This is a genomic window from Pseudomonas urethralis (genome assembly GCF_021602465.1).
GTDB classification, from domain to species: Bacteria; Pseudomonadota; Gammaproteobacteria; order Pseudomonadales; family Pseudomonadaceae; genus Aquipseudomonas; species Aquipseudomonas vlassakiae.
Map to the genome: position 1 here is coordinate 177215 of NZ_BQIJ01000003.1, position 25283 is coordinate 202497.

General features: G+C 63.8%; 21 protein-coding genes. 16 read left to right on the top strand and 5 right to left on the bottom strand.

Annotated features, from left to right (window positions below; all coding sequences use genetic code 11):
* Positions 1–6: 6 nt before the first annotated feature.
* The 9 genes from murD (at position 7) to lpxC (ending at position 10457) form a co-directional block, all read left to right on the top strand.
* Positions 7–1353: a UDP-N-acetylmuramoyl-L-alanine--D-glutamate ligase gene (murD, locus tag L6D64_RS06360; RefSeq protein WP_176508316.1), complete on the top strand. Its 1347-nt coding sequence runs from the start codon at positions 7–9 to the stop codon at positions 1351–1353.
* Positions 1353–2564: a putative lipid II flippase FtsW gene (ftsW, locus tag L6D64_RS06365; protein ID WP_176508371.1), complete on the top strand. Its 1212-nt coding sequence runs from the start codon at positions 1353–1355 to the stop codon at positions 2562–2564. The genes murD and ftsW overlap by 1 nt, the downstream gene beginning before the upstream one ends.
* Entirely contained in the window at positions 2554–3633 is a 1080-nt protein-coding gene (gene murG, locus L6D64_RS06370) for an undecaprenyldiphospho-muramoylpentapeptide beta-N-acetylglucosaminyltransferase (RefSeq protein ID WP_176508317.1), read from the top strand. Before ftsW ends, murG begins: the two co-directional genes overlap by 11 nt.
* Complete coding sequence (murC, locus tag L6D64_RS06375) at positions 3626–5074, top strand: UDP-N-acetylmuramate--L-alanine ligase (RefSeq protein ID WP_054884621.1); 1449 nt, start codon at positions 3626–3628, stop codon at positions 5072–5074. Before murG ends, murC begins: the two co-directional genes overlap by 8 nt.
* Positions 5071–6027 carry a D-alanine--D-alanine ligase gene (locus tag L6D64_RS06380; protein ID WP_099815775.1) on the top strand — a complete coding sequence of 319 codons (957 nt, stop codon included), beginning with the start codon at positions 5071–5073 and terminating at the stop codon, positions 6025–6027. Before murC ends, L6D64_RS06380 begins: the two co-directional genes overlap by 4 nt.
* Positions 6028–6032: 5 nt before the next feature.
* A complete protein-coding gene (locus L6D64_RS06385) occupies positions 6033–6902 on the top strand; it encodes a cell division protein FtsQ/DivIB (RefSeq protein ID WP_054884619.1) in 870 nt (289 codons plus the stop codon).
* A 14-nt stretch (positions 6903–6916) separates the two neighbouring features.
* Complete coding sequence (gene ftsA, locus L6D64_RS06390; protein ID WP_027594020.1) at positions 6917–8179, top strand: cell division protein FtsA; 1263 nt, start codon at positions 6917–6919, stop codon at positions 8177–8179.
* A gap of 55 nt (positions 8180–8234) precedes the next feature.
* Complete coding sequence (gene ftsZ, locus L6D64_RS06395) at positions 8235–9431, top strand: cell division protein FtsZ (protein WP_003260772.1); 1197 nt, start codon at positions 8235–8237, stop codon at positions 9429–9431.
* A gap of 114 nt (positions 9432–9545) precedes the next feature.
* On the top strand, positions 9546–10457 hold the full coding sequence (gene lpxC, locus L6D64_RS06400) for a UDP-3-O-acyl-N-acetylglucosamine deacetylase (protein WP_054884618.1): 912 nt from the start codon (positions 9546–9548) through the stop codon (positions 10455–10457).
* Positions 10458–10604: 147 nt separating this feature from the next.
* On the opposite strand, the gene L6D64_RS06405 is transcribed toward lpxC, so the two are convergent.
* A complete protein-coding gene (locus tag L6D64_RS06405) occupies positions 10605–11060 on the bottom strand; it encodes a DUF721 domain-containing protein (protein ID WP_176508318.1) in 456 nt (151 codons plus the stop codon).
* A 295-nt stretch (positions 11061–11355) separates the two neighbouring features.
* On the opposite strand from L6D64_RS06405, the gene secA reads away from it, so the two are divergent.
* The 4 genes from secA (at position 11356) to L6D64_RS06425 (ending at position 17106) form a co-directional block, all read left to right on the top strand.
* Positions 11356–14091: a preprotein translocase subunit SecA gene (gene secA / locus L6D64_RS06410; protein ID WP_176508319.1), complete on the top strand. Its 2736-nt coding sequence runs from the start codon at positions 11356–11358 to the stop codon at positions 14089–14091.
* An 88-nt stretch (positions 14092–14179) separates the two neighbouring features.
* Positions 14180–15397: a bifunctional glutamate N-acetyltransferase/amino-acid acetyltransferase ArgJ gene (argJ, locus tag L6D64_RS06415; RefSeq protein WP_176508320.1), complete on the top strand. Its 1218-nt coding sequence runs from the start codon at positions 14180–14182 to the stop codon at positions 15395–15397.
* A 135-nt stretch (positions 15398–15532) separates the two neighbouring features.
* Positions 15533–16165 carry a glutathione S-transferase family protein gene (locus L6D64_RS06420; RefSeq protein WP_176508321.1) on the top strand — a complete coding sequence of 211 codons (633 nt, stop codon included), beginning with the start codon at positions 15533–15535 and terminating at the stop codon, positions 16163–16165.
* A complete protein-coding gene (locus tag L6D64_RS06425) occupies positions 16162–17106 on the top strand; it encodes a Nudix family hydrolase (RefSeq protein WP_176508322.1) in 945 nt (314 codons plus the stop codon). Before L6D64_RS06420 ends, L6D64_RS06425 begins: the two co-directional genes overlap by 4 nt.
* Before the next feature lie 26 nt (positions 17107–17132).
* On the opposite strand, the gene L6D64_RS06430 is transcribed toward L6D64_RS06425, so the two are convergent.
* The 3 genes from L6D64_RS06430 to L6D64_RS06440 are packed head-to-tail and all read right to left on the bottom strand — an operon-like array spanning position 17133 to position 20679.
* Positions 17133–17699: a cob(I)yrinic acid a,c-diamide adenosyltransferase gene (locus L6D64_RS06430; RefSeq protein ID WP_176508323.1), complete on the bottom strand. Its 567-nt coding sequence runs from the start codon at positions 17697–17699 to the stop codon at positions 17133–17135.
* 1 nt (position 17700) lies between these two features.
* The gene (locus L6D64_RS06435) at positions 17701–19731 is read right to left on the bottom strand and encodes a sensor histidine kinase (RefSeq protein WP_176508324.1); all 2031 of its coding nucleotides are present in this window, start codon (positions 19729–19731) and stop codon (positions 17701–17703) included.
* 30 nt (positions 19732–19761) lie between these two features.
* Positions 19762–20679 carry a putative 2-dehydropantoate 2-reductase gene (locus L6D64_RS06440; RefSeq protein ID WP_176508325.1) on the bottom strand — a complete coding sequence of 306 codons (918 nt, stop codon included), beginning with the start codon at positions 20677–20679 and terminating at the stop codon, positions 19762–19764.
* 102 nt (positions 20680–20781) lie between these two features.
* Here L6D64_RS06440 and L6D64_RS06445 point away from each other — a divergent pair, with 102 nt between their 5' ends.
* The 3 genes from L6D64_RS06445 (at position 20782) to L6D64_RS06455 (ending at position 23594) form a co-directional block, all read left to right on the top strand.
* Positions 20782–21267, top strand: coding sequence for a YajQ family cyclic di-GMP-binding protein (locus L6D64_RS06445; RefSeq protein WP_054884610.1), 486 nt, complete (start codon positions 20782–20784; stop codon positions 21265–21267).
* A 116-nt stretch (positions 21268–21383) separates the two neighbouring features.
* Positions 21384–22226, top strand: a complete 843-nt coding sequence (locus tag L6D64_RS06450) for a mechanosensitive ion channel family protein (protein ID WP_176508326.1) — start codon at positions 21384–21386, stop codon at positions 22224–22226.
* A 123-nt stretch (positions 22227–22349) separates the two neighbouring features.
* Entirely contained in the window at positions 22350–23594 is a 1245-nt protein-coding gene (locus L6D64_RS06455; protein WP_176508327.1) for an MFS transporter, read from the top strand.
* Between the two features lie 131 nt (positions 23595–23725).
* On the opposite strand, the gene L6D64_RS06460 is transcribed toward L6D64_RS06455, so the two are convergent.
* The gene (locus L6D64_RS06460) at positions 23726–25273 is read right to left on the bottom strand and encodes an AmpG family muropeptide MFS transporter (RefSeq protein ID WP_176508328.1); all 1548 of its coding nucleotides are present in this window, start codon (positions 25271–25273) and stop codon (positions 23726–23728) included.
* Positions 25274–25283: the final 10 nt, after the last annotated feature.

Here is a 25283-nt window from a genome sequence, read left to right on the forward strand (position 1 = left end):
AAAAGCGTGTCATTGATCGCTTCCGACCAATTCCGCATCGTTGTCGGCCTCGGCAAGAGCGGCATGTCCCTGGTTCGCTTCCTGGCGAACCGGGGCATTGCCTTTGCGGTCGCCGACACCCGTGAGCAACCGCCGGAACTGGAAACCCTGCGTCGTGATTATCCGCAGGTGGAAGTGCGCTGTGGTGAACTGGACGTGGACTTCCTGTGCCGCGCCAACGAACTGTACGTGAGCCCGGGCCTGGCGCTGGCCACCCCGGCGCTGCAGCAGGCGGCAGCACGTGGCGTGCAGCTGTCCGGTGACATCGAACTGTTTGCCCGCCATGCCAAGGCGCCGATCGTGGCGATCAGCGGTTCCAACGCTAAAAGCACCGTCACTACCCTGGTCGGCGAGATGGCCGCCAAGGCCGGCAAGCGCGTGGCGGTGGGGGGTAACCTGGGCACCCCGGCGCTGGACCTGCTGAGCGACGATGTCGAGTTGTACGTGCTGGAACTGTCGAGCTTCCAGCTGGAAACCACCGACCAGCTCAACGCCGAAGTAGCCACCGTGCTCAACATCAGCGAAGACCACATGGACCGCTACAGCGGCCTGCCGGCCTATCACCTGGCCAAGCACCGGATCTTCCGTGGTGCCCGTCAGGTCGTGGTCAACCGCCAGGATGCCCTGAGCCGGCCGCTGCCGGTGGAAGGCCGTCCATGCTTCACCTTCGGCCTCAACCAGCCGGACTTCAAGGCCTTTGGCCTGCGTGAGGTCGACGGCGAGAAATACCTGGCGTACGAATTCCAGACGCTGATGCCGGTGCGTGAGCTGAAGATCCGCGGCGCCCACAACCAGAGCAATGCCCTGGCGGCCCTGGCCCTCGGCCATGCCGCCGGCCTGCCGTTCGCGCCGATGCTCGAAGCGCTGCGTGAATTCAAGGGCCTGGCTCATCGTTGCCAGTGGATCCGTGAGCGCAACGGCGTCAACTGGTACGACGATTCCAAGGCCACCAATGTCGGTGCTGCCCTGGCGGCGATCGAAGGCTTGGGCGCAGACATCGACGGCAAGCTGGTGCTGATCGCCGGCGGCGACGGCAAGGGCGCCGATTTCGCCGCCTTGCGCGAGCCGGTCAAACGCTTCTGCCGCGCTGTGGTGTTGCTTGGCCGTGATGCCGAACGCCTGGCCGATACCTTGGGCGATGGCGTGCCGCTGGTGCGGGTGAAGACCTTGGATGAGGCGGTGCAGCAGTGCGCCGAGCTGGCCCAGCCAGGCGATGCAGTGCTGCTGTCGCCGGCCTGCGCGAGCCTGGACATGTTCAAGAACTTTGAAGAACGCGGGCGCCTGTTCGCCCTGGCGGCGGGAGGGCTGGCATGATCTTCGGCGTCCTCAAGCCGTACCCCTCGCCGCTGATCAGCGGCCGTGGCGTCGACCTCGACTTTGCCATGCTGGCCGGTTGCCTGGCGCTGCTGGGGCTGGGCCTGGTGATGATCACCTCGGCGTCGTCGGAAGTGGCCGCCGTGCAATCCGGCAACCCGCTGTATCACATGTTCCGCCACCTGGTGTACGTGTTGCTCGGCCTGGCCGCTTGTGGCGCGACGATGATGGTGCCGATCGCCACCTGGCAGCGCATGGGCTTCATGATGCTGATCGGCGCCTTCGGCCTGCTGGTGCTGGTGCTGGTGCCGGGGATCGGCCGCGAAGTGAACGGTTCGATGCGCTGGATCGGCTTCAGCTTCTTCAACGTGCAGCCTTCGGAAATCGCCAAGGTCTTCGTGGTCATCTACCTGGCCGGCTACCTGGTGCGCCGGCAGACCGAGGTGCGCGAAACCTGGATGGGCTTCTTCAAGCCGTTCATCGTGCTGCTGCCAATGGCCGCTCTGCTGCTGATGGAGCCGGACTTCGGTGCCACCGTGGTGATGATGGGGGCTGCCGCGGCGATGCTGTTCCTCGGCGGGGTGGGCCTGTTCCGCTTCAGCCTGATGGTGGTGCTGGCGGTGGCTGCAGTGTTCATTCTGGTACAGGCGCAGCCGTACCGGATGGCGCGTCTGATCACCTTCACCGACCCCTGGTCCGACCAGTTCGGCTCCGGCTACCAGCTGACCCAGGCACTGATCGCCTTCGGTCGTGGCGAATGGCTGGGCGTCGGCCTGGGCAACAGCGTACAGAAGCAGTTCTACCTGCCTGAAGCACACACCGACTTCGTGTTCTCGGTACTGGCCGAAGAGCTGGGCGTGGTTGGCTCGCTGGTGACCATCGCGCTGTTCGTCTTCGTCACCATTCGCGCCCTGTACATCGGCCTGTGGGCGGAGAAAGCCAAGCAGTTCTTTGCCGCCTACATGGCGTTCGGCCTGGCCTTCCTGTGGATCGGTCAGTTCCTGATCAACATCGGGGTGAACGTCGGCCTGCTGCCGACCAAGGGCCTGACGCTGCCGTTCCTCAGTTATGGCGGCTCGTCGCTGGTGATCTGCTGTGCCTGCGTGGGGTTGCTGCTGCGCATCGAATGGGAGAGCCGCACGCACCTGGGCAGCGAGGAGCATGAATTCAAAGAGAGCGATTTTGCCGAGGAGACCACCCATGGCCGCTGACGGCAAGAACGTCCTGATCATGGCGGGCGGCACCGGGGGCCACGTCTTCCCGGCCCTGGCCTGCGCCCGTGAGTTCCAGGCCCGGGGCTACTCGGTGCACTGGTTGGGCACCCCGCGCGGCATCGAGAACGAACTGGTGCCGCAGGCCGGCTTGCCACTGCACCTGATCCAGGTCAGCGGCCTGCGTGGCAAGAGCAAGCTCTCCCTGCTCAAGGCGCCGTTCCCCCTGTTCAAGGCGGTGCTCCAGGCACGCCGTATCGTGCGCGAGCTCAAGCCGGTGTGCGTGGTGGGCTTTGGCGGGTATGTGACCGGCCCGGGTGGTGTTGCCGCACGGCTATGCGGTGTGCCGCTGGTGATCCACGAGCAGAACGCCCGCGCCGGCACCACCAACCGCCTGCTGTTGCCGCTGGCGGCGCGTGTCTGCGAAGCCTTCCCGGCGACCTTTGACGCCAGCGACAAACTGCGCACCACCGGCAACCCGGTGCGTCCGGAGCTGTTCATGGACGCCGTGCGCGCTCCTCTGGCCGAGCGCCGCGCACGGCTGCTGGTCATGGGCGGCAGCCTGGGTGCGGAACCATTGAACAAATTGTTGCCTAAGGCCCTGTCCGAAGTGCCGGCGAACCTGCGCCCAGAGGTGTTTCACCAGGCCGGCAAGCAGCACGCGCCGGCGACTGCCGAGCGTTACCGCGAGGTAGGGGTCGAGGCCCAGGTCGAACCGTTCATCAAGGACATGGCCCATGCCTATGGCTGGGCCGATATCGTGGTCTGCCGGGCCGGTGCCCTGACCGTCAGCGAACTCGCGGCGGCGGGCCTGCCTTCGATGCTGGTGCCCTTGCCCCATGCAATCGACGATCACCAGACCTACAACGCCCAATATCTGGCCCGGGAAGGTGCTGCCTTCCTCATGCCACAAGCGACAACTGGCGCAGCGCAACTCGCTGAACGCCTGAACGAGGTGCTGATGCAACCCGAGAAACTCAACACCATGGCAGGCACCGCACGGCGCCTGGCCAAACCTGCTGCAACCAGCACCGTGGTCGATATCTGCCTGGAGGTGGCCCATGGTTGAAAGCCAGAAAGCCATGCCCCAGCCAAAGATGGGCCGCATCAATCGCATCCACTTCGTCGGTATCGGCGGCGTCGGCATGTGCGGCATCGCTGAAGTGCTGCTGAACCTGGGCTACCAGGTATCCGGTTCCGACCTCAAGGCGTCGCCGGTGACCGAGCGCCTGGAGTCGTTCGGCGCTGAAATCTTCGTCGGCCATCGCGCCGAAAACGCTGCCAATGCCGATGTGCTGGTGGTGTCCAGTGCCATCAACCCGGCCAACCCGGAAGTCGCCACCGCTCTGGAGCGTCGAATTCCAGTGGTGCCGCGTGCCGAAATGCTCGCCGAGCTGATGCGTTATCGCCATGGCGTGGCGGTTGCCGGTACCCATGGCAAGACCACCACCACCAGCCTGCTGGCTTCGGTTTTCGCCGCCGGCGGCCTGGACCCGACCTTCGTCATCGGTGGGCGCCTGACCGCTGCCGGCACCAATGCGCAGCTGGGCACCAGCCGTTACCTGATTGCCGAAGCCGACGAAAGCGATGCCAGCTTCCTGCACCTGCAGCCGATGGTGGCCGTGGTCACCAACATCGACGCCGACCACATGGCGACCTACGAAGGCGACTTCAACAAGTTGAAGAAAACCTTCGTCGAGTTCCTGCACAACCTGCCGTTCTACGGCCTGGCCGTGATGTGCCTGGACGACCCTGTGGTGCGCGAGATCCTGCCGCAGGTTAAGCGCCCGACCGTCACCTACGGCTTCAGCGAAGAGGCTGACGTGCGCGCCATCAACGTGCGCCAGCAAGGCATGCAGACCCACTTCACCGTGCTGCGCCGCGACTGCGAGCCGCTTGAGGTGTCGGTGAACATGCCCGGCAACCACAACGTGCTCAACGCCTTGGCCACCATCGCCATCGCCACTGACGAAGGCATCAGCGATGACGCCATCGTCCAGGGCCTGTCCGGTTTCCAGGGCGTTGGCCGACGCTTCCAGGTCTACGGCGAACTGCCGGTCGACGGCGGCAGCGTGATGCTGGTCGACGACTACGGTCATCACCCGACCGAAGTGGCTGCAGTGATCAAGGCCGTGCGCGGTGGCTGGCCAAGCCGCCGCCTGGTGATTGTCTACCAGCCACACCGCTACAGCCGTACCCGCGACCTGTACGACGATTTCGTCCAGGTGCTGGGCGATGCCAACGTGCTGCTGTTGATGGAGGTCTACCCGGCCGGCGAAGAGCCGATCCCCGGTGCCGACAGCCGCCAGCTGTGCCACAGCATCCGCCAGCGCGGCAAGCTGGACCCGATCTACATCGAACGTGGCGCCGAACTGGCACCGCTGGTCAAACCGCTGCTGCGCGCCGGCGACATCCTGATCTGCCAGGGTGCCGGTGACGTCGGTGGCCTGGCCCCGCAACTGATGAAAAGCCCGCTGTTCGCTGGCGCCAAGCAGGAGAAGTCGAAATGACCAGCGCCTACGAACAACTGCATTCGACCCTCGACGTGAAAGCGTTCGGCCGGGTGGCCGTGCTGTACGGCGGCAAGAGCGCCGAGCGTGAGGTGTCACTGAAGTCTGGCGCCGCGGTGATCGACGCGCTGACCACCGCGGGTGTCGACGTGGTCGGCATCGATGTCGGTGACGACCTGCTGGTGCGCCTGCAGCGCGAGAAGATCGACCGCGCCTTCATCATCCTGCACGGCCGTGGCGGTGAAGACGGCAGCATGCAGGGCCTGCTCGAGTGCCTGGGCATCCCCTACACCGGCAGCGGCATCCTCGCTTCGGCACTGGCCATGGACAAGCTGCGTACCAAGCAGGTGTGGCAGAGCCTCGGCATTCCGACGCCGCGTCACGCGGTACTGGCCAGCGAGCACGATTGTGTTGCCGCCGGCACGGAACTGGGCTTCCCGTTGATCGTCAAACCGGCCCATGAAGGTTCCAGCATCGGCATGGCCAAGGTGAACAGCGTGGAAGAGCTGGTCACCGCCTGGAAGGATGCCGCCCGTTACGATTCGCAAGTCCTGGTCGAGCAATGGATTCACGGCCCGGAGTTCACCATCGCCGTGCTGCGTGGCCAGGTGCTGCCGCCGATCGCCCTGGGCACTCCGCACGTGTTCTACGACTACGACGCCAAGTACATCGCCAATGACACCCAGTACCGCATCCCGTGCGGCCTGGACAGTGCCAAGGAGCAGGAACTGATCGACCTGACCGCGCGCGCCTGCGATGCCATCGGCATCGAAGGCTGGGGCCGGCTGGACGTGATGCAGGACGAGCAGGGCCGGTTCTGGCTGCTCGAAGTCAACACCGCACCCGGCATGACCGACCATAGCCTGGTGCCCATGGCGGCGCGCGCGGCCGGCCTGGACTTCCAGCAACTGGTGCTGGCGATCCTGGCTGAAAGCGTGAAGACGCGAGGTTAACCATCATGCAAGGCGCAATGATACGTCAGCAGCAACCCGTTACCGGCCGCAGCAAGCCGGTGCCGCGTGGTGCCAGCCGACTGGTGGCCGACGAGCCCGTATCGGCGCGCCTGCCGCGGCCCAGCCTGGGTGGCCTCAAGCGTTTGCTGTGGCCGCTGGTGCTGGTAGCTGCGGGTTTTGGTGCCTATGAAGGCGCCATCCGCCTGATGCCGTATGCCGACCGCCCGATCACCAAGATCGACGTGCAGGGTGACCTCAGCTACATCAGCCAGCAGTCGGTGCAGCAGCGCATTGCGCCGTATGTGGCGGCGAGCTTCTTCAGCGTCGACCTCACGGCGATGCGCGCCGAACTCGAACAGATGCCATGGATCGCCCATGCCGAAGTGCGCCGCGTGTGGCCCGACGAAGTGGTGATCCGCCTGGAAGAACAGCTGCCGGTGGCGCGCTGGGGGGACGAGGCCTTGCTCAACAACCAGGGCCAGGCCTTTACCCCGCGCGAACTGGCCAACTATGAGCACCTGCCGCAGCTGGCCGGGCCGCAGCGCGCTCAGCAACAAGTCATGCAGCAATATCAGGTATTGAGCCAGATGCTGCGCCCCATGGGCTTTTCCATCGCTCGCCTGGAGCTGCGCGAGCGGGGCAGCTGGTTCCTGACCACCGGTGCGAGCAGTGCCGGGCCGGGTATCGAGCTGCTGTTGGGGCGCGACCACCTGGTGGAGAAGATGCGCCGTTTCATTGCCATTTACGACAAGACACTCAAAGAGCAGATCACCAATATCGCCCGCATTGATCTGCGTTACTCCAACGGACTTGCCGTTGGTTGGCGGGAACCGAACGCACCGACGACGGCCAAACCCGCCGTTGCGAAGAATTAGAGAGAGGCAGGACCATGGCAAACGCGCATAGCGGCAAAATGATCGTCGGGCTGGACATCGGCACCTCCAAGGTGGTGGCGCTGGTGGGTGAAGTGGGCGAAGACGGCACCCTCGAGATCGTGGGTATCGGCACCCATCCGTCCCGCGGCCTGAAGAAGGGTGTGGTGGTGAACATCGAATCGACCGTGCAGTCGATCCAGCGCGCGGTGGAAGAAGCCCAGCTGATGGCTGGCTGCCGCATCCACTCGGCGTTCGTCGGCGTGGCCGGCAACCACATCCGCAGCCTGAACTCGCACGGCATCGTCGCCATCCGCGACCGTGAGGTGAGCGTCGCCGACCTCGAGCGCGTGCTCGATGCTGCCCAGGCGGTGGCCATTCCGGCTGACCAGCGCGTGCTGCACACCCTGCCGCAGGACTACGTGATCGACAACCAGGAAGGCGTGCGCGAGCCGCTGGGCATGTCTGGCGTGCGCCTGGAAGCCAAGGTCCACGTGGTCACCTGCGCGGTCAACGCAGCGCAGAACATCGAGAAGTGCGTACGCCGCTGCGGCCTGGAAATCGACGACATCATCCTCGAGCAGCTGGCCTCGGCCTACTCGGTGCTGACCGACGACGAGAAAGAGCTGGGCGTGTGCCTGGTCGACATCGGTGGCGGCACCACCGACATCGCCATCTTCACCGAAGGTGCGATCCGCCACACCGCGGTCATCCCGATTGCTGGCGACCAGGTCACCAACGACATCGCCATGGCCCTGCGTACGCCGACCCAGTACGCCGAAGAAATCAAGATCCGCTACGCCTGCGCCCTGGCCAAGCTGGCCGGCGCCGGTGAGACCATCAAGGTGCCGAGCGTGGGCGATCGCCCACCGCGCGAGCTGTCACGTCAGGCCCTGGCCGAGGTGGTGGAGCCACGTTACGACGAGCTCTTCACTCTGATCCAGGCCGAGCTGCGCCGCAGCGGCTACGAAGACCTGGTGCCAGCCGGCATCGTCCTCACCGGCGGCACCGCGAAGATGGAAGGCGCCGTGGAACTGGCCGAGGAAATCTTCCACATGCCGGTACGCCTGGGCGTACCGCACAGCGTTCGGGGGCTGAGCGACGTGGTGCGCAACCCGATCTATTCCACCGGCGTGGGCTTGCTCACCTACGGCCTGCTCAAGCAGTCCGAGGACATGGTCCTGACCGGTAACAGCAACAGCAGCAGCAACAGCTATGGCGATGAACCGAAGGCCCCAGTGCTTGAACGCTTCAAGCGGTGGGTCCAGGGCAACTTCTAAGTTTCAAAGCAGTAGTGGTAGGCGCGACAACTAGAGAACTGTAAGGAGAGGGAAAATGTTCGAGCTCGTAGACAACGTCCCGCAAAGTCCGGTCATCAAGGTGATCGGTGTTGGCGGTGGCGGCGGCAACGCCGTCAACCACATGGTGAAGAGCAGCATCGAAGGCGTCGAGTTCATCTGCGCCAACACCGATGCCCAGGCGCTGAAAAACATCGGCGCACGCACCATCCTGCAACTGGGTACCGGCGTGACCAAAGGTCTGGGTGCCGGCGCCAATCCGGAAGTCGGCCGTCAGGCCGCGCTGGAAGACCGTGAGCGCATCGCCGAGGTGCTGCAGGGCACCAACATGGTGTTCATCACCACCGGCATGGGCGGCGGTACCGGCACCGGTGCGGCGCCGATCATCGCCGAAGTCGCCAAGGAAATGGGCATTCTCACCGTTGCCGTGGTGACCCGTCCGTTCCCGTTCGAAGGCCGCAAGCGCATGCAGATCGCCGATGAAGGCATCCGTATGCTGGCTGAGAGCGTCGACTCGCTCATCACCATCCCCAACGAGAAGCTGCTGACCATCCTGGGCAAGGATGCCAGCCTGCTGTCCGCCTTTGCCAAGGCTGACGATGTGCTGGCCGGTGCCGTTCGCGGTATCTCCGACATCATCAAGCGCCCAGGCATGATCAACGTCGACTTCGCCGACGTGCGCACCGTCATGGGTGAAATGGGCATGGCGATGATGGGTACCGGCTGCGCCAGCGGCCCGAACCGTGCTCGCGAAGCTACCGAGGCTGCAATCCGCAACCCGCTGCTCGAAGACGTCAACCTGCAGGGCGCCCGCGGCATCCTGGTGAACATCACCGCAGGTCCTGACCTGTCGCTGGGCGAATACTCCGACGTGGGTAGCATCATCGAAGCCTTCGCCTCCGACCACGCCATGGTCAAGGTCGGCACCGTGATCGACCCTGACATGCGTGACGAACTGCACGTGACCGTCGTAGCCACTGGTCTGGGCGCGCGCATCGAAAAACCGGTCAAGGTGGTCGACAACACCCTGCAGACTGCACAGCAGGTGTATGAGGCTTCCAACCCGGCGCCGGTGCGCCAGGAGCAGCCAGCCGTCAACTATCGTGACCTCGAGCGCCCGACCGTGATGCGCAACCAGGCCCACGCAGGTGCCGCTGCGGCAGCTAAACTCAACCCTCAGGATGATCTGGACTACCTCGATATCCCAGCCTTCCTGCGTCGTCAGGCCGATTGATGGAATTTATCAGGGGTATAAGGGTGATTGGTGTTCAGCAAAGGCCGGGTCTGTTATCATCCCCAGCCTTTGTTGATACCTGTTCGCATTATTTGCGCTGAAGCGGCCAATGCCATGATTAGACAACGCACCCTGAAGAATACCATCCGTGCCACGGGCGTCGGCCTGCACTCCGGGGAGAAGGTCTACCTGACCCTCAAGCCTGCGCCTGTCGACACCGGCATCGTCTTCCGTCGCGCCGACCTTGACCCTGTGGTCGAGATCCCGGCGCGTGCGGCCAACGTCGGTGAGACCACCATGTCCACCACGCTGGTCAACGGTGACGTCAAGGTCGATACGGTCGAGCACCTGCTCTCCGCCATGGCGGGCCTGGGCATCGATAACGCCTACGTCGAGCTCTCCGCCTCGGAAGTGCCGATCATGGATGGCAGCGCCGGTCCCTTCGTATTCCTGATTCAGTCTGCCGGCCTGGAAGAACAGGACGCAGCCAAGAAGTTCATCCGCATCCTGCGCGAAGTGACAGTGACGGAGGGCGACAAGAGCGCCACCTTCCTGCCATTCGACGGGTTCAAGGTGAGCTTCGAGATCGACTTCGATCACCCGGTCCTCAAGGGCCAGACCCAGAGTGCGGTCGTCGACTTCTCCAGCACCTCGTTCGTGAAGGAAGTCAGCCGCGCCCGTACTTTCGGTTTCATGCGTGACATCGAGTACCTGCGCAAGCACAACCTTGCGTTGGGTGGCAGTGTCGAGAACGCCATCGTGGTCGACGAGACGGGTGTGCTCAACGAAGACGGCCTTCGTTCCGATGACGAATTCGTCAAGCACAAGATCCTCGACGCCATTGGCGACCTTTACCTGCTGGGCAACAGCCTGATCGGCGAGTTCAAGGGCTACAAGTCCGGCCACGCGCTGAACAACCAGTTGCTGCGCAAGCTCATCACTGAAACCGATGCCTGGGAAGTGGTCACTTTCGAAGATGCCAGCACGGCACCGATCTCGTACATGCGCCCTGTTGCGGCTGTGTAAGTTCGAACACTCTCTAGTTCATTGAGGCCACCTTCGGGTGGCCTTTTTTATGGCTGTATGGCGGCCGTTGCGGGGGGAGGGTGCCTGGCATGAGCTTTTCAGCGCCTGTGAGACCGAGCGCCAGCACAAAACCGGAGGCAAGCGCCCCTAGCCTTTACCCTTCGCATGCGCCGCCAGCCGTTCGAGGGCGGCACGCAGCTTCGGATCGGCGATGCCTTCGGCGGAATCGCGGATACTTTCGGCGGCATCGTTCGACAGCTCGGTCGTGTTACCGCCACGCTTGGCCGGCACCAGGGGTGGCTGCACCTTGTAGAGGATGCGCTGCAGGTTGCCAAAGGCTTCCAGGGCCTGCAGCTGGCGCTGAAGACGCTTTTGCTGGTAGCGCAGGCGAGTCGCCCAATGACCGTCGGTCACCACCAGCAACAACGTGCCATCGCGCCACGAGGCCACATGGCAGTGCTCGCGGGCAGCGGGCTGCAGCTGGCTTTCCAGCAGGCGCTGCAGATGCGCCAGGCGTTCGGCCTGGTTCAGCAGCAGGCGCAGCGGGCGGTTCTGACGCAACAGCGTGGCGGGCGGCTGGGCGGAGGAGGGTTTGAAGGCCATGACGGTATGCATGAGGTAACAAGATGGCCAGTCTACCATTTTCGCAGGCAGTGCCGGCTTGTTCGCGGGTTGCGAGTCGCTCTCGCTGTTGTTTCATCAAGCTGCGGGTTGAACTCAGGGAAAATGCCCCTATCTTAGAGAAGCCCCCGCCAAAGCGCTGTGCCAGCATCGTGGCAATCGACCACTTTCCTCACCATCGTTTCCGGGTAGAATGCTCGTTCGCATGCGGCCTCAGGGCTGCACGGGCGACTCATGGGGCCGCCCTCCATCCCTACGTGTGGAAGATCCTGCCGATATGTTTGCGCCTTTGTTAAAAAAACTTTTTGGAAGCAAGAACGAGCGTGAAGTCAAACGCATGCTCAAGACGGTAGCTATCGTCAATGCCTTCGAAGAGAAGATGGTGGCCCTCTCCGATGAGCAACTGCGGGCCAAGACCGCAGAGTTCAAGGAGCGCCTGGCCAAAGGCGAGACGTTGGACCAATTGTTGCCCGAAGCCTTCGCCGTGGCCCGTGAGGCTGGCAAGCGGGTGATGGGCATGCGCCACTTCGACGTGCAGCTGATCGGCGGCATGACCCTGCACGAGGGCATGATCGCAGAAATGCGTACCGGTGAAGGCAAGACCTTGGTCGGTACCCTGGCCGTTTACCTCAATGCCCTGTCCGGCAAAGGCGTGCACGTGGTCACGGTGAACGACTACCTGGCCCGCCGTGACGCCAACTGGATGCGTCCGCTGTACGAATTCCTCGGTCTGTCCGTAGGCATCGTCTCAGCCTTCCAGCCGCCCGAAGAAAAGCGCGCCGCCTACGCTGCCGACATCACCTACGGCACCAACAACGAATTCGGTTTCGACTACCTGCGCGACAACATGGCGTTCAGCCAGGAAGAGAAGTTCCAGCGTGAACTGAACTTCGCCGTGATCGACGAAGTCGACTCGATCCTCATCGACGAAGCGCGCACCCCGCTGATCATCTCCGGCCAGGCCGAAGACAGCTCCAAGCTGTACATCGAGATCAACCGCCTGATCCCGCGCCTGACCCAGCACATCGAAGAAGTCGAAGGCCAGGTCACCCAGGAAGGCCACTTCACCATCGACGAGAAGAGCCGCCAGGTCGAGCTCAACGAAGCCGGTCACCAGTTCATCGAAGAAATGCTCACCCAGGCTGGCCTGCTGGCCGAAGGGGAGAGCCTGTATTCGGCGCATAACCTCGGTCTGTTGACCCACGTCTACGCCGGCCTGCGTGCGCACAAGCTGTTCCACCGCAACGTCGAGTACATCGTCCAGGACGGCCAGGTCCTGCTGATCGACGAACACACCGGCCGTACCATGCCCGGCCGTCGCCTGTCCGAAGGCCTGCACCAGGCCATCGAGGCGAAGGAAAACCTGAACATCCAGGCCGAAAGCCAGACCCTGGCTTCGACCACCTTCCAGAACTACTTCCGTCTCTACACCAAGCTGTCCGGCATGACCGGTACCGCCGACACCGAAGCGTTCGAGTTCCAGTCGATCTACGCCCTCAACGTCATGGTCATTCCGCCGAACAAGCCACTCGCGCGTAAAGACTTCAACGACCTGGTGTACCTGACCGCTGACGAGAAATACGCCGCGATCATCGCCGACATCAAAGAGAGCATGACCCAGGGCCGCCCGATCCTGGTGGGTACCGCCACCATCGAAACCTCGGAGCACATGTCGAACCTGCTGAAGAAGGAAGGTATCGACCACAAGGTACTGAACGCCAAGTACCACGAGAAGGAAGCCGAAATCATCGCCCAGGCTGGTGCCCCGGGTGCGCTGACCATCGCCACCAACATGGCCGGCCGTGGTACCGACATCCTGCTGGGCGGTAACTGGGAAGCCGAAGTGGCTGCACTGGAGAACCCGACCCCTGAGCAGATCGCCCAGATCAAGGCCGACTGGCAGAAGCGTCACCAGCAGGTGATTCAAGCCGGTGGCCTGCACGTGATCGCCTCCGAACGCCACGAGTCACGCCGTATCGACAACCAGCTGCGTGGCCGTGCCGGCCGTCAGGGTGACCCGGGTTCGAGCCGCTTCTACCTGTCGCTGGAAGACAGCCTGATGCGCATCTTCGCCTCTGACCGGGTGAAGAACTTCATGAAGGCACTGGGCATGCAGTCCGGCGAGGCCATCGAGCATCGCATGGTCACCAATGCCATCGAGAAAGCCCAGCGCAAGGTCGAAGGCCGCAACTTCGACATCCGCAAACAGCTGCTCGAATACGATGACGTGGCCAACGAACAGCGCAAGGTGATCTACCACATGCGCAACAGCCTGCTGGCGGCCGAGAACATTGGCGACACCATCGTCGAGTTCCGCCAGGAAGTCCTGGACGCCACCATCAGCCAGCATATTCCGCCGCAGTCGCTGCCGGAGCAGTGGGACGTGGCCGGCCTCGAAGCTTCGCTGGCCAGCGACTTCGCCATGAAGCTGCCGATCCAGCAGTGGCTGGACGAAGACGATCACCTCTACGAGGAGACCCTGCGCGAGAAGCTGCTGAACGAGATCACCGCCGCCTACACCGAGAAGGAAGACCAGGCCGGTATCGAAGCCCTGCGTACCTTCGAGAAGCAGATCCTGCTGCGTGTGCTGGACGACCTGTGGAAAGACCACCTGTCGACCATGGACCACCTGCGTCACGGTATCCACCTGCGTGGTTATGCACAGAAGAACCCGAAGCAGGAGTACAAGCGCGAGTCGTTCGCGCTGTTCCAGGAACTGCTCGAGTCGATCAAGCGCGACACCATCCGCGTGCTGTCGCACGTTCAGGTGCGCCGCGAAGACCCGGCCGAAGAAGAAGCCCGCCTGCGCCGCGAAGCCGAAGAGCTGGCCAGCCGCATGCAGTTCCAGCACGCCCCTGCGCCAGGCCTTGAAAGCGAGCAACTGAGCGAGGAGGGCGCCGAAGTGGCCGTGGCCGCTGCCCCGGTGCGCAACGACCTGAAGCTGGGCCGCAACGAGCCGTGCTGGTGTGGTTCGGGCAAGAAATTCAAGCATTGCCATGGTCAGATCGAGTGACCTGAGCTGATTGTTGTATCGTGACAACCCTGGGGGCCGCATTGCGGCCCCCTTTTTCCATATTCACCGCTTTTCTAGGAGCGCTCTAATGGCTGTTGGTCTTGGTCCTTTGCCCACCCTGCACCCGGTTCCGGGTTTTGAACTCGGTATCGCTTCTGCCGGCATCAAGCGTCCTGGGCGCAAGGATGTGGTGGTCATGCGCTGCGCCGAAGGCTCCAGCGTGGCTGGCGTGTTCACCCTCAACGCCTTCTGTGCAGCTCCGGTTATCCTCTCCAAGCAGCGCGTGCAGGGCACCGTGCGCTACCTGCTGACCAACACCGGCAATGCCAACGCCGGTACCGGCGCGCCAGGCCTGGCAGCTGCCGAACGTACTTGCGCCAAGCTCGCCGAACTGACCGGCGTGCCGGCCGAGTCGGTACTGCCGTTCTCCACCGGTGTGATCGGTGAGCCCCTGCCGGTCGAGAAGATCGAAGGCGCGCTGCAAGCCGCCCTGGACAACCTGTCGGAAAACCACTGGGCTGAAGCCGCCACCGGCATCATGACCACCGACACGCTGCCCAAAGGTGCCAGCCGCCAGTTCCAGCACGAGGGTGTGACTGTCACCGTCACCGGCATCAGCAAAGGCGCCGGCATGATCCGTCCGAACATGGCCACCATGCTCGGCTACATCGCCACCGACGCCAAAGTCGCTCCGGCCGTGCTCAAGGACCTGATCCTCGACGGCGCCAACAAGTCGTTCAACCGCATCACCATCGACGGCGACACCTCGACCAACGACTGCTGCATGCTCATCGCCACCGGCAAGGCCAACCTGCCGGAAGTGACCGAAGCCAGCGGCGCACTGTTCGAAGCGCTGAAGAAGGCCGTGTTCGAAGTGTGCATGGAAGTGGCCCAGGCCATCGTCCGTGACGGCGAAGGCGCCACCAAGTTCGTCACCGTGCAGGTCAATGGCGGTGGCAACCATCAGGAGTGCCTGGATGTCGGTTACGCCGTGGCCCACTCGCCGTTGATCAAGACCGCGCTGTTCGCTTCCGACCCGAACTGGGGCCGGATTCTGGCTGCCGTGGGCCGTGCCGGTGTGCCAGAGCTGGATGTCAGCCTGATCGACGTGTACCTGGGTGACGTGTGCATCGCCAGCAAAGGCGGCCGCAGCCCGAGCTACACCGAGGCACAAGGTTCGGCGGTGATGGCTCAGGAAGAGATCACCATCCGTATCGAGCTTGGCCGTGGCCAGTGCAGCGAAACCATCTGGACCACCGACCTGTCCCACGAATACGTGAAGATCAACGCCGAATACCGCACCTGATTTAACGGGGCCGCCTTGCGGCCCTTTCGCGGATAAATCCGCTCCTGCAACGATTATGCGGTCACTGCAGGAGCGGATTTATCCGCGATGGGCTGCAAAGCAGCCCCAGAATCCCCAAATGCATGGAGCCGAACCATGAGCTACCACCTGATCATCGGCGACAAGCTGTATTCTTCCTGGTCGCTGCGTGGCGCCCTGGCCCTCGAGCTGGCTGGCGTGCCCTATGAAGAAACGCTTATCTCGTTGAACCAGCCCGACACCCGCAAACGTATCCTCGAATTCTCCGCTACCGGCAAGGTGCCGCTGCTCAAGACTGAGCACGGTGTGATCGCCGATTCCCTGGCCATCGCCGAGTACCTCAACGAACGCCACCCCGAGGCCCAGCTGTGGCCGGCAGACGTTGCCGCCCGTGCCCAGGCCCGCTCGGCCTGTGCGCAGATGCACAGCGGCTTCTTCGTCCTGCGCGGTGCCATGCCGTTCGACCTGACCCGTGACCAGGGACTGGATAACATCCCGCTGGAGGTCCAGGTGGATATCGACCGCATCGTCGCGCTGTGGTCCGAATGCCGCCTGGTGGCGAAGGACAGCGGCCCCTTCCTGTTCGGCAAGCCGACCTTGGCCGATGCCTTCTTTGCCCCGGTCGCGGTGCGCCTGCGGAGCTACCGCGTAGAGGTACCCGCCGAGGCAGCCACCTATATCGAAACCATTTACCAGTGGCCGGCCTTCCAGGCCTGGCGGCAAGCTGGCCTGGCGGAGCGTGCAGGTTGAAACGAATCCATGTAGTCGCTGCGGTGATCCGCGGCAATGACGGGCGCATTCTGATTGCCCGCCGCGCTGATACCCAACACCAGGGTGGCCTGTGGGAGTTCCCGGGTGGCAAGGTGGAAGAGGGCGAGGGCGTCGAAGCGGCGCTCGCCCGCGAGTTGCGCGAAGAACTGGGTATCGACGTGACCCGTTCGCGGGCGCTGATCAAGGTCAGCCACGACTACCCGGACAAGCAGGTGCTGCTGGATGTCCGTGAGGTCGATGCGTTCACCGGCGAAGCCCATGGCGCCGAGGGCCAGCCGCTGGCCTGGGTCGCCCCGCGGGACCTGGCACAGTACGAATTCCCTGAAGCCAACAAGCCGATCGTCGCTGCTGCGCGCTTGCCGGATCAGTACCTGATCACCCCGGATGGCCTGGAAGTACCGCAGATGCTCAAGGGTATCCAGAAGGCCGTGGCCAGTGGCATCCGCCTGATCCAGTTGCGCGCTCCGGACATGTACGACCCTAAGTACCGCGATGTGGCGGTGGACGCGGTCGGGTTGTGCGCCGGCAAGGCGCAGCTGATGCTCAAGGGGCCGCTGGAGTGGTTGGGCGACTTCCCGTCCGCTGGCTGGCACCTGACCGCCTCACAGCTACGCAAGTACGCAGCAAATGGCCGCCCGTTCCCCAAGGAACGCTGGCTGGCAGCGTCGTGCCACAGTGCTGAAGAGCTGGCGCTGGCCGAGCAGATGGGCGTGGATTTCGTCACCCTGTCACCCGTGCAGGCGACCCAGACCCATCCCGAAGCGGTGCCGTTGGGGTGGGATGAAGCGCAGCGGCTGATTGCCGGGTTCAACCAGCCGGTTTACCTGCTGGGTGGCGTTGGGCCGGGTGATCGGGAGCGGGCTTGGCAGGCCGGAGCACAAGGTGTGGCCGGGATTCGCGCATTCTGGCCTGAGGCCTGAGTGTCTGGGGCCGCACAGCGGCCCCGTCAGCCCTGAGGTTTTTCCGCAGGCTGCCACAACACCTCGGCAACCCCCTGCCGCCGTCCAATGATCCGCGCTGCCACGAACAGCAGATCCGAAAGCCGGTTGATGTAAGCCAACCCGACCCCCTCCAACGGCTCCAGCGCATTCAACTGCTGGCATCGCCGCTCCGCACTGCGCGCCAGGCTGCGGCACACATGGGCCTGCGCCACCAGCGCCGAGCCACTGGGCAGGATGAAGTTCGTCAGCGGCCCCAGTTCTTCGTTCCATACATCGATCGCCGCTTCGAGCCGCTCCACTTCAGCCTGGTTCAAGGCCTGGTAGCTGGGCATAGCCAACTCGCCACCCAGGTCGAACAAGCGATGCTGGCATGGCGCCAGAACACTGCTCACCTCATCCAGCTTGTGCTCATCCAGGCCAGCCAGCAGCAGCCCGAGCTGGCTGTTGAGGCTGTCCACCTCACCGATCGCCTCGACCCGTGGGTGGTCCTTGGGTACCCGTCGCCCGTCGCCCAGGCCGGTTTCGCCTTTGTCGCCAGTGCGGGTGTAGATCTTCGACAGGCGATAGCCCATGTCATGCCTCCGTGTGGATCGGCGCAGCCGCTGGCGGCTGGCCGAGGGGCAGGCGCAGGGTGAAGCAGGTGCCCTGGCCGGGCGTGGACTGCACTTCCATCTGCCCCTTGTGGTTGTTGGTGATGATGAAGTACGAAACCGACAGCCCGAGCCCGGTGCCCTGGCCGATCTCCTTGGTGGTGAAAAACGGCTCGAAGGTGCGCTTGCGAACGGCTTCGGGCATGCCCACGCCGTTGTCCTCGACCTGGATCTCGGCCCACGGCGGATTCAGTTTCGTTCGCAGGATGATGCGCCCTGGCTCGCTGGGCTGCGGCCGCTGATGGATGGCCTGGGCGGCATTCTTGAGCAGGTTCAGCAGCACCTGCTCCAGCTCGTTGGCAGTGCAGGGCACCGGGCCCAGGTTGGGGTCGAACTGGCGGATGATTGCCTGGCCCTTGAAGTCGAAGCCGATGGTCAGGTCGAAGTCGTTGCTGGCGATCTCCACGGCCTGGTCGATCAGCGCCGGCAAGTCGCAAGGCGCCAGTTGGCGGTTGCTGCGACGGCTGAAGCTGAGCATGTGGGTGACGATCTTCGCCGCGCGGGCGCCGGCCTGCTGGATGCCGTCGAGCAGTTGCGGTACTTCGCGGTTTTCCAGGTAGCGGTTGACGTTGGCCAGGTCGATGCCCAGCTCACTGGCCTGTTCCTGGTTGCGCGGCAGCTCTGCCGAGAGGCGTCGGCGAATGTTCTGCACGTTGTGCAGGATCGCGCCCAACGGGTTGTTGATTTCATGGGCCATGCCGGCTGCGAGGCCGCCGACCGAGAGCATCTTTTCCGATTGCACCATCATCTCTTCCAGCGACAGGCGCTGGGTGATGTCGTCGATACGGATGACCACGCCGCGGCCGCCGCCGCCCATCAGCGGGTAGAAGGTCAGGGCGTAATGACGCAGGTCGTCGCCCTTGGGCCAGGTGACCCGCTCGATTTTCGCCACCCGGTGCTTTTCGACGCTTTCCTTGAGCTGCGGCAGGAACGGCTTGAGTGGTTCGAAGGCGATGAAGATCGGCTGGTTCAGCGCTTCGTCCAGCGGCGTGCCGGAAAGCACCGTGGCCTCGTGGTTCCACTGCGTGACATAGAGTTGCTCATCGAGGGCGATCAGGGCCGAGGGCATGGAGTCGATGATGCTGTTGAGGTAGTTCTGGAACCCGGTGAGCTTCTTCTCGATCTTGCTGCGCACCTGGACTTCCAGCTCCAGTTTGCGATTGGTGTTACGGGTTTCCTCGGCCAGGCCTTGGGCTTGGTCGTAGGCTGTCTGGAATTCATCGCGGGTGCGCTTGAGTTGCTGCTCGCGGGCCTCGATACGCGAAAGCATGGTGTTGAAGGCTTCGGCCAGGCTGCCGATTTCATCGTCGTTGCCGCGGGTGGCGCGCAAGGCATAGCTTTCTTCGCGGGTGACCTGACGGCTGAGTTCTTCGAGCTGGTTGATCGGCTGGGTGATCAGGCGCTTGATCTGCCGGGCGATGACCAACCACAGCAGGATGCTGAACACCAGGATCGCCAGGCTGGCGCTGAGCGTGCCGGTATAGAACGCCGTGGGCAGCTCACTGCTGGCCACCAGCAGCAGGTGCGCCGGTGGGCTGGCGTCGCGCGGGATGCGGATCAGCTGGGTGCTGCGAAACTCCATCAGGCGCCAGCCGTCGATGTTGCGGTAGCGCTTGGGCAGGGCCAGTGACTCGCCGTGCTGGAGCTGGGCCAGCATGTTGCCGTCGCCGCCGTAGATGGCCGCGGCTCGCAGCGGCGTGTAGCGGTCCAGCTCCTTGAGCAGGGCCGTGGCGGTCTCGGTCGAGTCGCCGGCACGGGCCGACAGTTGCGGGTTGGCCACCAGCTTGCCGATGGTCTGCAACGCCTGCGGCGCCATGCTCTCCTGGGTGATCCAGTAGGCGGCGCTGATGAAGGTCAGGTTGGCGACCAGCAGGATGGTCACCAGCAGTACCAGCAGGGCTGCCAGCAGTTTCTGCCCGACCGGGAGGTTTTCCAGGCGTTGGCGCAGGCTCATGGGCAAGGCAATGTCCGTATTGGGTTGACGTCAGGCGCTGGGCAAACCACGCGCTCGCAGGTTATCGACCAGGCGCTGGTGCAGGTGTTCCAGCTGCGGCAACGCCATGCCGTGGCGCTCGGCTGCCCGGCAGGCATGGCCCAGCAGGTAGTGCACTTCGGTACGCCGGCCAGCGCGCACGTCCTGGTACATGGAAGAGTAGTTGGCCGCAGTGGCCAGGATCACCCGCAGCACTTCTTCGCCCAGATCGGCTGCGGCTTGGGGCTGGCCGCATCGGCGCAGCAGCTCGGCCAGTTCCGTGCACAGTGCTTCGACCTCGCCGAGGTGCCCGAGCAAACCGCCGTTCTGGCAATCGTGCAGCACGGTCAGCGGGTTGATGGCGCAGTTGAGCGCCAGCTTGCGCCACAGGCGGGTAAGGATGTCGACCGTCCATTCGGCGGCAATGCCCGCGTCGTTCAGGTCATCGAACCACTCTGGCGGGGTGGGGTTGGCCGGGTCCCCCAGCCAGTTGAAACCATGACCGGCGAAGCGCACTCGCCAGTCGTCCTCGCGGAATGCACCTTCGGTGCTCGAGGCGAAGATGCAGCGGGCGAGGGGGGCCTGGTCGGCGACTTCGTCCTGGCTACCCAGGCCGTTCTGCAACAGCACCAGTTCCGCACCCTCAGCCAGGCGCGGCGCCAGGCGGGCAACGGCGGGAGCGGCATCGTAGGCCTTGCAGGCCACCAGCAGGCGATGGATGGGGCCGCCGGACTCAGCCGTTTCGGCCGGGATGGCGTAGCGGCGGGTTTGCTCCTGCTCGGCCAGCGTCAGGCCGCCGGCCTGCTGGTAGGCCTGCAGGCGCTGCGCATCACGCAGGATCAGGCGTACTGCCTTGCCGGCGCGTGCCAGGCGGCAGGCCCAGAGGCTGCCGAGGCTACCGGCGCCGAGAATATGCCAGGTGCTGCTCATCTGCGTTTCGCAACCCGTTATAATGAGCCCGCATTTTAACCCGCTAACACCGACGCGCTCCATGTTCAGACTGAGCGCGCGTTTATTTTATGGAGATTACCCATGCCTTCGTTCGACGTGGTATCGGAACTGGACAAGCACGAAGTGCAGAACGCGGTCGACAACGCCATCAAGGACCTCGATCGCCGCTATGACCTCAAGGGCAAGGGCAGCTTCGAGTTCAAGGACAAGGAGCAGACCGTGGTGCTGACCGCCGAGGAAGAGTTCCAGCTCGAAGCCATGCTGGAAATCCTGCGCCTGGCGCTGGTCAAGCGCAAGATCGACGTCAAGTGCCTGGAAACCAAGGATCCGTACGCCTCGGGCAAGGAAAAGAAACAGGAAGCCAAGTTCCGCGAAGGCATCGACAAGGACCTGGCCAAGAAGATCGTCGCCACCATCAAGGACGGCAAGCTCAAGGTCCAGGCCGCGATCCAGGGCGAACAGGTGCGTGTTACCGGCAAGAAGCGCGACGACCTGCAGGAAGCCATTGCCCTGCTGCGCACCAAGGAATTCGACATGCCGCTGCAGTTCAACAACTTCCGCGACTGATCGCAGGGTTGCCCGGAACCTCGATGGCGCAATGATGTCCATGGGGGCCGTGGCCGCTGGATGACCGGCGGCCTGCTTTACTGTGTACGTGCCGCACGGCATCAGGAGATGAATACATGGATTTGAACGCTGAAGTCGATCAGCTGGTCCGCCAGTCGCAGACCTGGATCCCCATGATCATGGCATATGGCAGCCGTCTGCTGCTTGCGCTGGTGACCTTGGCCATCGGCTGGTGGATCACCAACAAGGTCAGTGATCGCTTGGCCAGGCTTGTCGGCCTGCGGGTCGCGGACCCGGCGTTGCAGGGTTTCATTCGCACGTTGGCCAACATCGTCATGAAGGTGATGCTGGCGATCAGTGTGGCGTCGATGATCGGCATCGAGACCACATCGTTCGTGGCAGCCATGGGTGGCGCTGTGCTGGCTGTCGGCCTGGCGCTGCAGGGCAGCCTGGCGAACTTCGCCGGTGGCGTGCTGATCCTGATGTTCCGCCCGTTCCGCATCGGCGACTGGATCGAAGCGCAGGGTGTGGCCGGTACCGTCGATAGCATCCAGATCTTCCACACCGTGCTGCGTACCGGTGACAACAAGACCGTGATCATGCCGAACGGTAGCCTGTCCAACGGCATCATCACCAACACCAACCGCCAGCCGACGCGCAAGGTGGTGTTCGACGTCGGCGTGGACTACGAGGCCGACCTGCAGAAGGCGCGCAACGTCCTGCTGGAATTGGCACAGGACCCTCGCGTGCTGCCTGACCCTGCTCCGCAGGCGGTGGTCGCGACCCTGGGCGACAGCTCGATCACCGTGTCGCTGCGCCTGTGGACCAAGACCTCCGACTACTGGGATGTGATGTTCATGCTCAATGAGCATGCCCGTGACCGGTTGAAGGCCGAAGGGATCGACATTCCGTTCCCGCAGCGGGTCATCCGCGTGGTGCAGGAGACCGCCGCACAGTAATACCAGACGGGGCCGCGAAAGCGGCCCCGGTCTTTTGCCGCCGCCCTTACACTTGCTCACAGCAATTCCCCGCGTTTTCTGGCATATAGCCTGACCCCTCCTGCCTGCACCCGATACGCCATCATGAAACCATTGCTTTACATCACACCTCTTCGGGCCCTCTTGTTCGGTCTGACCCTGGCCCTGTTCGAGCTGCTCACCTACCTGGCCAGTGACGCCGTGATGCCGGCGATGCCGGTGGTGGTCGAGCACCTGCACGCCAGCCCCGAATACATCCCGCACGCGCTCAACCTGTACCTGCTCGGTGGCGTGGTGCTGCAATGGCTGATCGGCCCGCTGGCCGATCGCTATGGGCGCCGTCCACTGTTGCTGGCCGGCTGCGCGTTCTTCGGCGGCGCCTGCCTGGCCACCTACTGGGTGCAGGACATCGGCCTGTTCAACCTGCTGCGCCTGTTGCAGGGCATCGGCCTGGGCTTCGTGGTGACGGTCAGCTACCCGGCACTGAACGAATCGTTCAGCGAAGCGGACGCGGTGCGCATGATGGCGTTGCTGGCCAACATCGCCTTGCTGTCGCCGCTGCTCGGCCCGCTGGTCGGTACCCTGATGCTGCAATGGCTGGACTGGCGCTGGCTGTTCGTGGCCTTTGCCATCGGCGCGGTGTTGTGCTGGTTGCTGCTGCATCGGCTGATGCCGGAAACCCTCGGAGTGGAGCGTCGCGATGGTTCACGCCTGCCGTTCACCCCTATCCACCTGCTGCCACTGCTCGTCGGTTACGGCCAGTTGCTGGCCAACCGCAGGTTCGTTGCCGGCAGTGCCGCGCTGGGGCTGGTGGGCCTGCCATTGATTGGCTGGATCGGCCTGTCGCCGGTGCTGCTGATTCACGATGAGGGGCTGAGTACGATGGAATATGCGCTGTGGCAGTTGCCGGTGTTTGGTGGGCTGATCCTGGGCAACCTGATCATCAACCGCATCGCCGACCGCTACCCGCTGCCGGCCCTGGTGCGCGGCGCGCTCGGGCCGTACCTGGCCGGCTTGTGCCTGATGGTGCTGGCGACCTGGGTGTGGCCGACGGTGACCAGCGTGGTCGCTGGCATGTCGCTGTATGCATTGGGGTTGGGCGTGGCCAATGCGGTGCTGTACCGCATGACGCTGTTCGCCAGTGAGCAAAGCAAGGGGCTGGTGTCGGCGATGCTGGGGATGATCACCATTGCCTTGCTGGGGCTGGGTGGTGCGGTTCTGGCGATGATCGGGGCGGGGGACAGCTTGTTGCACTTTGCCCTGGCTGCCGGAGTGGCGGGTGCCTTGGCGTTGTGGCCGCTGTGGTTCGTGGTCGGTGGGCGGCCTGGGGAAGGGGCTGTGGCTGAATGATCTTTGTGTCTTTACCGGCCCTTTCGCGGGTAAACCCGCTCCTACAGGTTCTCCACTTGCCTTGAAGGCGGTGTGGTAACTGTGGGAGCGTGTTCACCCGCGAAGAGGCCGGTACAGGCAGTGAAGAACGATCAGGGCTGCTCGGCCGCCGGGTTATCCACCGGCACCTGCTTTCCCCGGCTCACTTCCTGGCGCCAGTGCAGCGCGATCAGGATCAGCGTGGGCACGCCCAGCAACGCAGTGATCAGGAAGAAGTCGTGATACCCGTATTTCTCCACCATCACCCCTGAATAGCCGCCGATCAGGCGTGGCAGCAACAGCATGATCGAACTGAGCAAGGCATATTGCGTGGCCGAGAATTTCAGGTTGGTCAGGCTCGACAGGTAGGCGACGAACGCCGAGGTCGCCAGGCCCGAGCTGAAGTTGTCCAGCGAAATGGTCACCACCAGCATTTCCAGGTTCGGCCCCATGTCGGCCAGCATCAGGAACAGGATGTTGGTGGCCGCCGAGGCCGCGCCGCCGATGAACAGGATCGGCAGGATGCCGAAACGCACGATCAGCAAGCCGCCGACGCCCGCTCCGACCAGCGTCATGATCAGGCCGAACACCTTGCTGACGCTGGCGATCTGGTCCTTGGTGAAGCCCATGTCGATGTAGAACACGTTGGCCATGACGCCCATGACCGTGTCCGACATGCGATAGGTGGCAATCAGGCCGAGCAGCAACAGGGCCTGCCAGCGGTAGCGGGAGATGAAGTCGTGCACCGGTGTCAGTACCGGGGCCAGGCCACGCCGGCCCATGCTCGAAAGGCAGGCCCAGGTCAGCAGCACGTAGAGGATCAGGCGCAGGAAGGCACGGTCTTCGAGCAGGAGGTCGAGAGGCGTCGCATCACCGGAAATGACGCTCGACCAGCCGGTGTTGAACATCTGGGTAAAGCTGGCCGGCACCGACACCAACAGGATGATCAGCACGAACACCGAGGCCATCTGATGCATCAGGCCATAGCGTGCGGCCGACAGCTGGGTGCGCATGGGCACCGCTGGCTCACGCATCACCAGGGTGGTGAACAGTGCCGGTAGCATCAACACACCGAACAGCACGTAAGTACCGGCCCAGGCCTTGTGCAGGTAGCTGAAGCCGGTGGAGCCGAACCATTCGGCGAAGAACAGCGCGCCTGCTGTCGCGAGCAGGGCGGCAACCCGGTAGCCGGCCATGTAGCTGGCGGCGAGGGCCGCCTGGCGCTGGTCGTCGGCAATCTCCAGGCGATAGGCATCGACGGCGATGTCCTGGGTGGCCGAGGCAAAGGCCACCAGCACCGCCAGGGCGATCAGCCAGGAAAGGTGCTGCTGCGGGTCGCACAAGCTCATGCCGACCAGCCCGATGACCACCAGCGATTGCGACAGCAACAGCCACGAGCGTCGTCGCCCCAGGCCGCCAAGCAGCGGCAGGCGCCACTGGTCGAGCAGCGGTGACCAGACCCATTTGAAGGCATAGGCCAGGCCGATCAGGCTGGCATAGCCAATGGTTTCACGGGCCACGCCGGCTTCACGCAGCCACACCGACAGGGTCGAGAACACCAGCATGTAGGGCAGGCCGGCGGCAAAGCCCAGCAGCAAAAGTACCAAGGTTGACGGGCTGGCATAGGCAGCGAGCGCAGCGCGCCAGGTTTTACGGGGCATGGGCCAACAT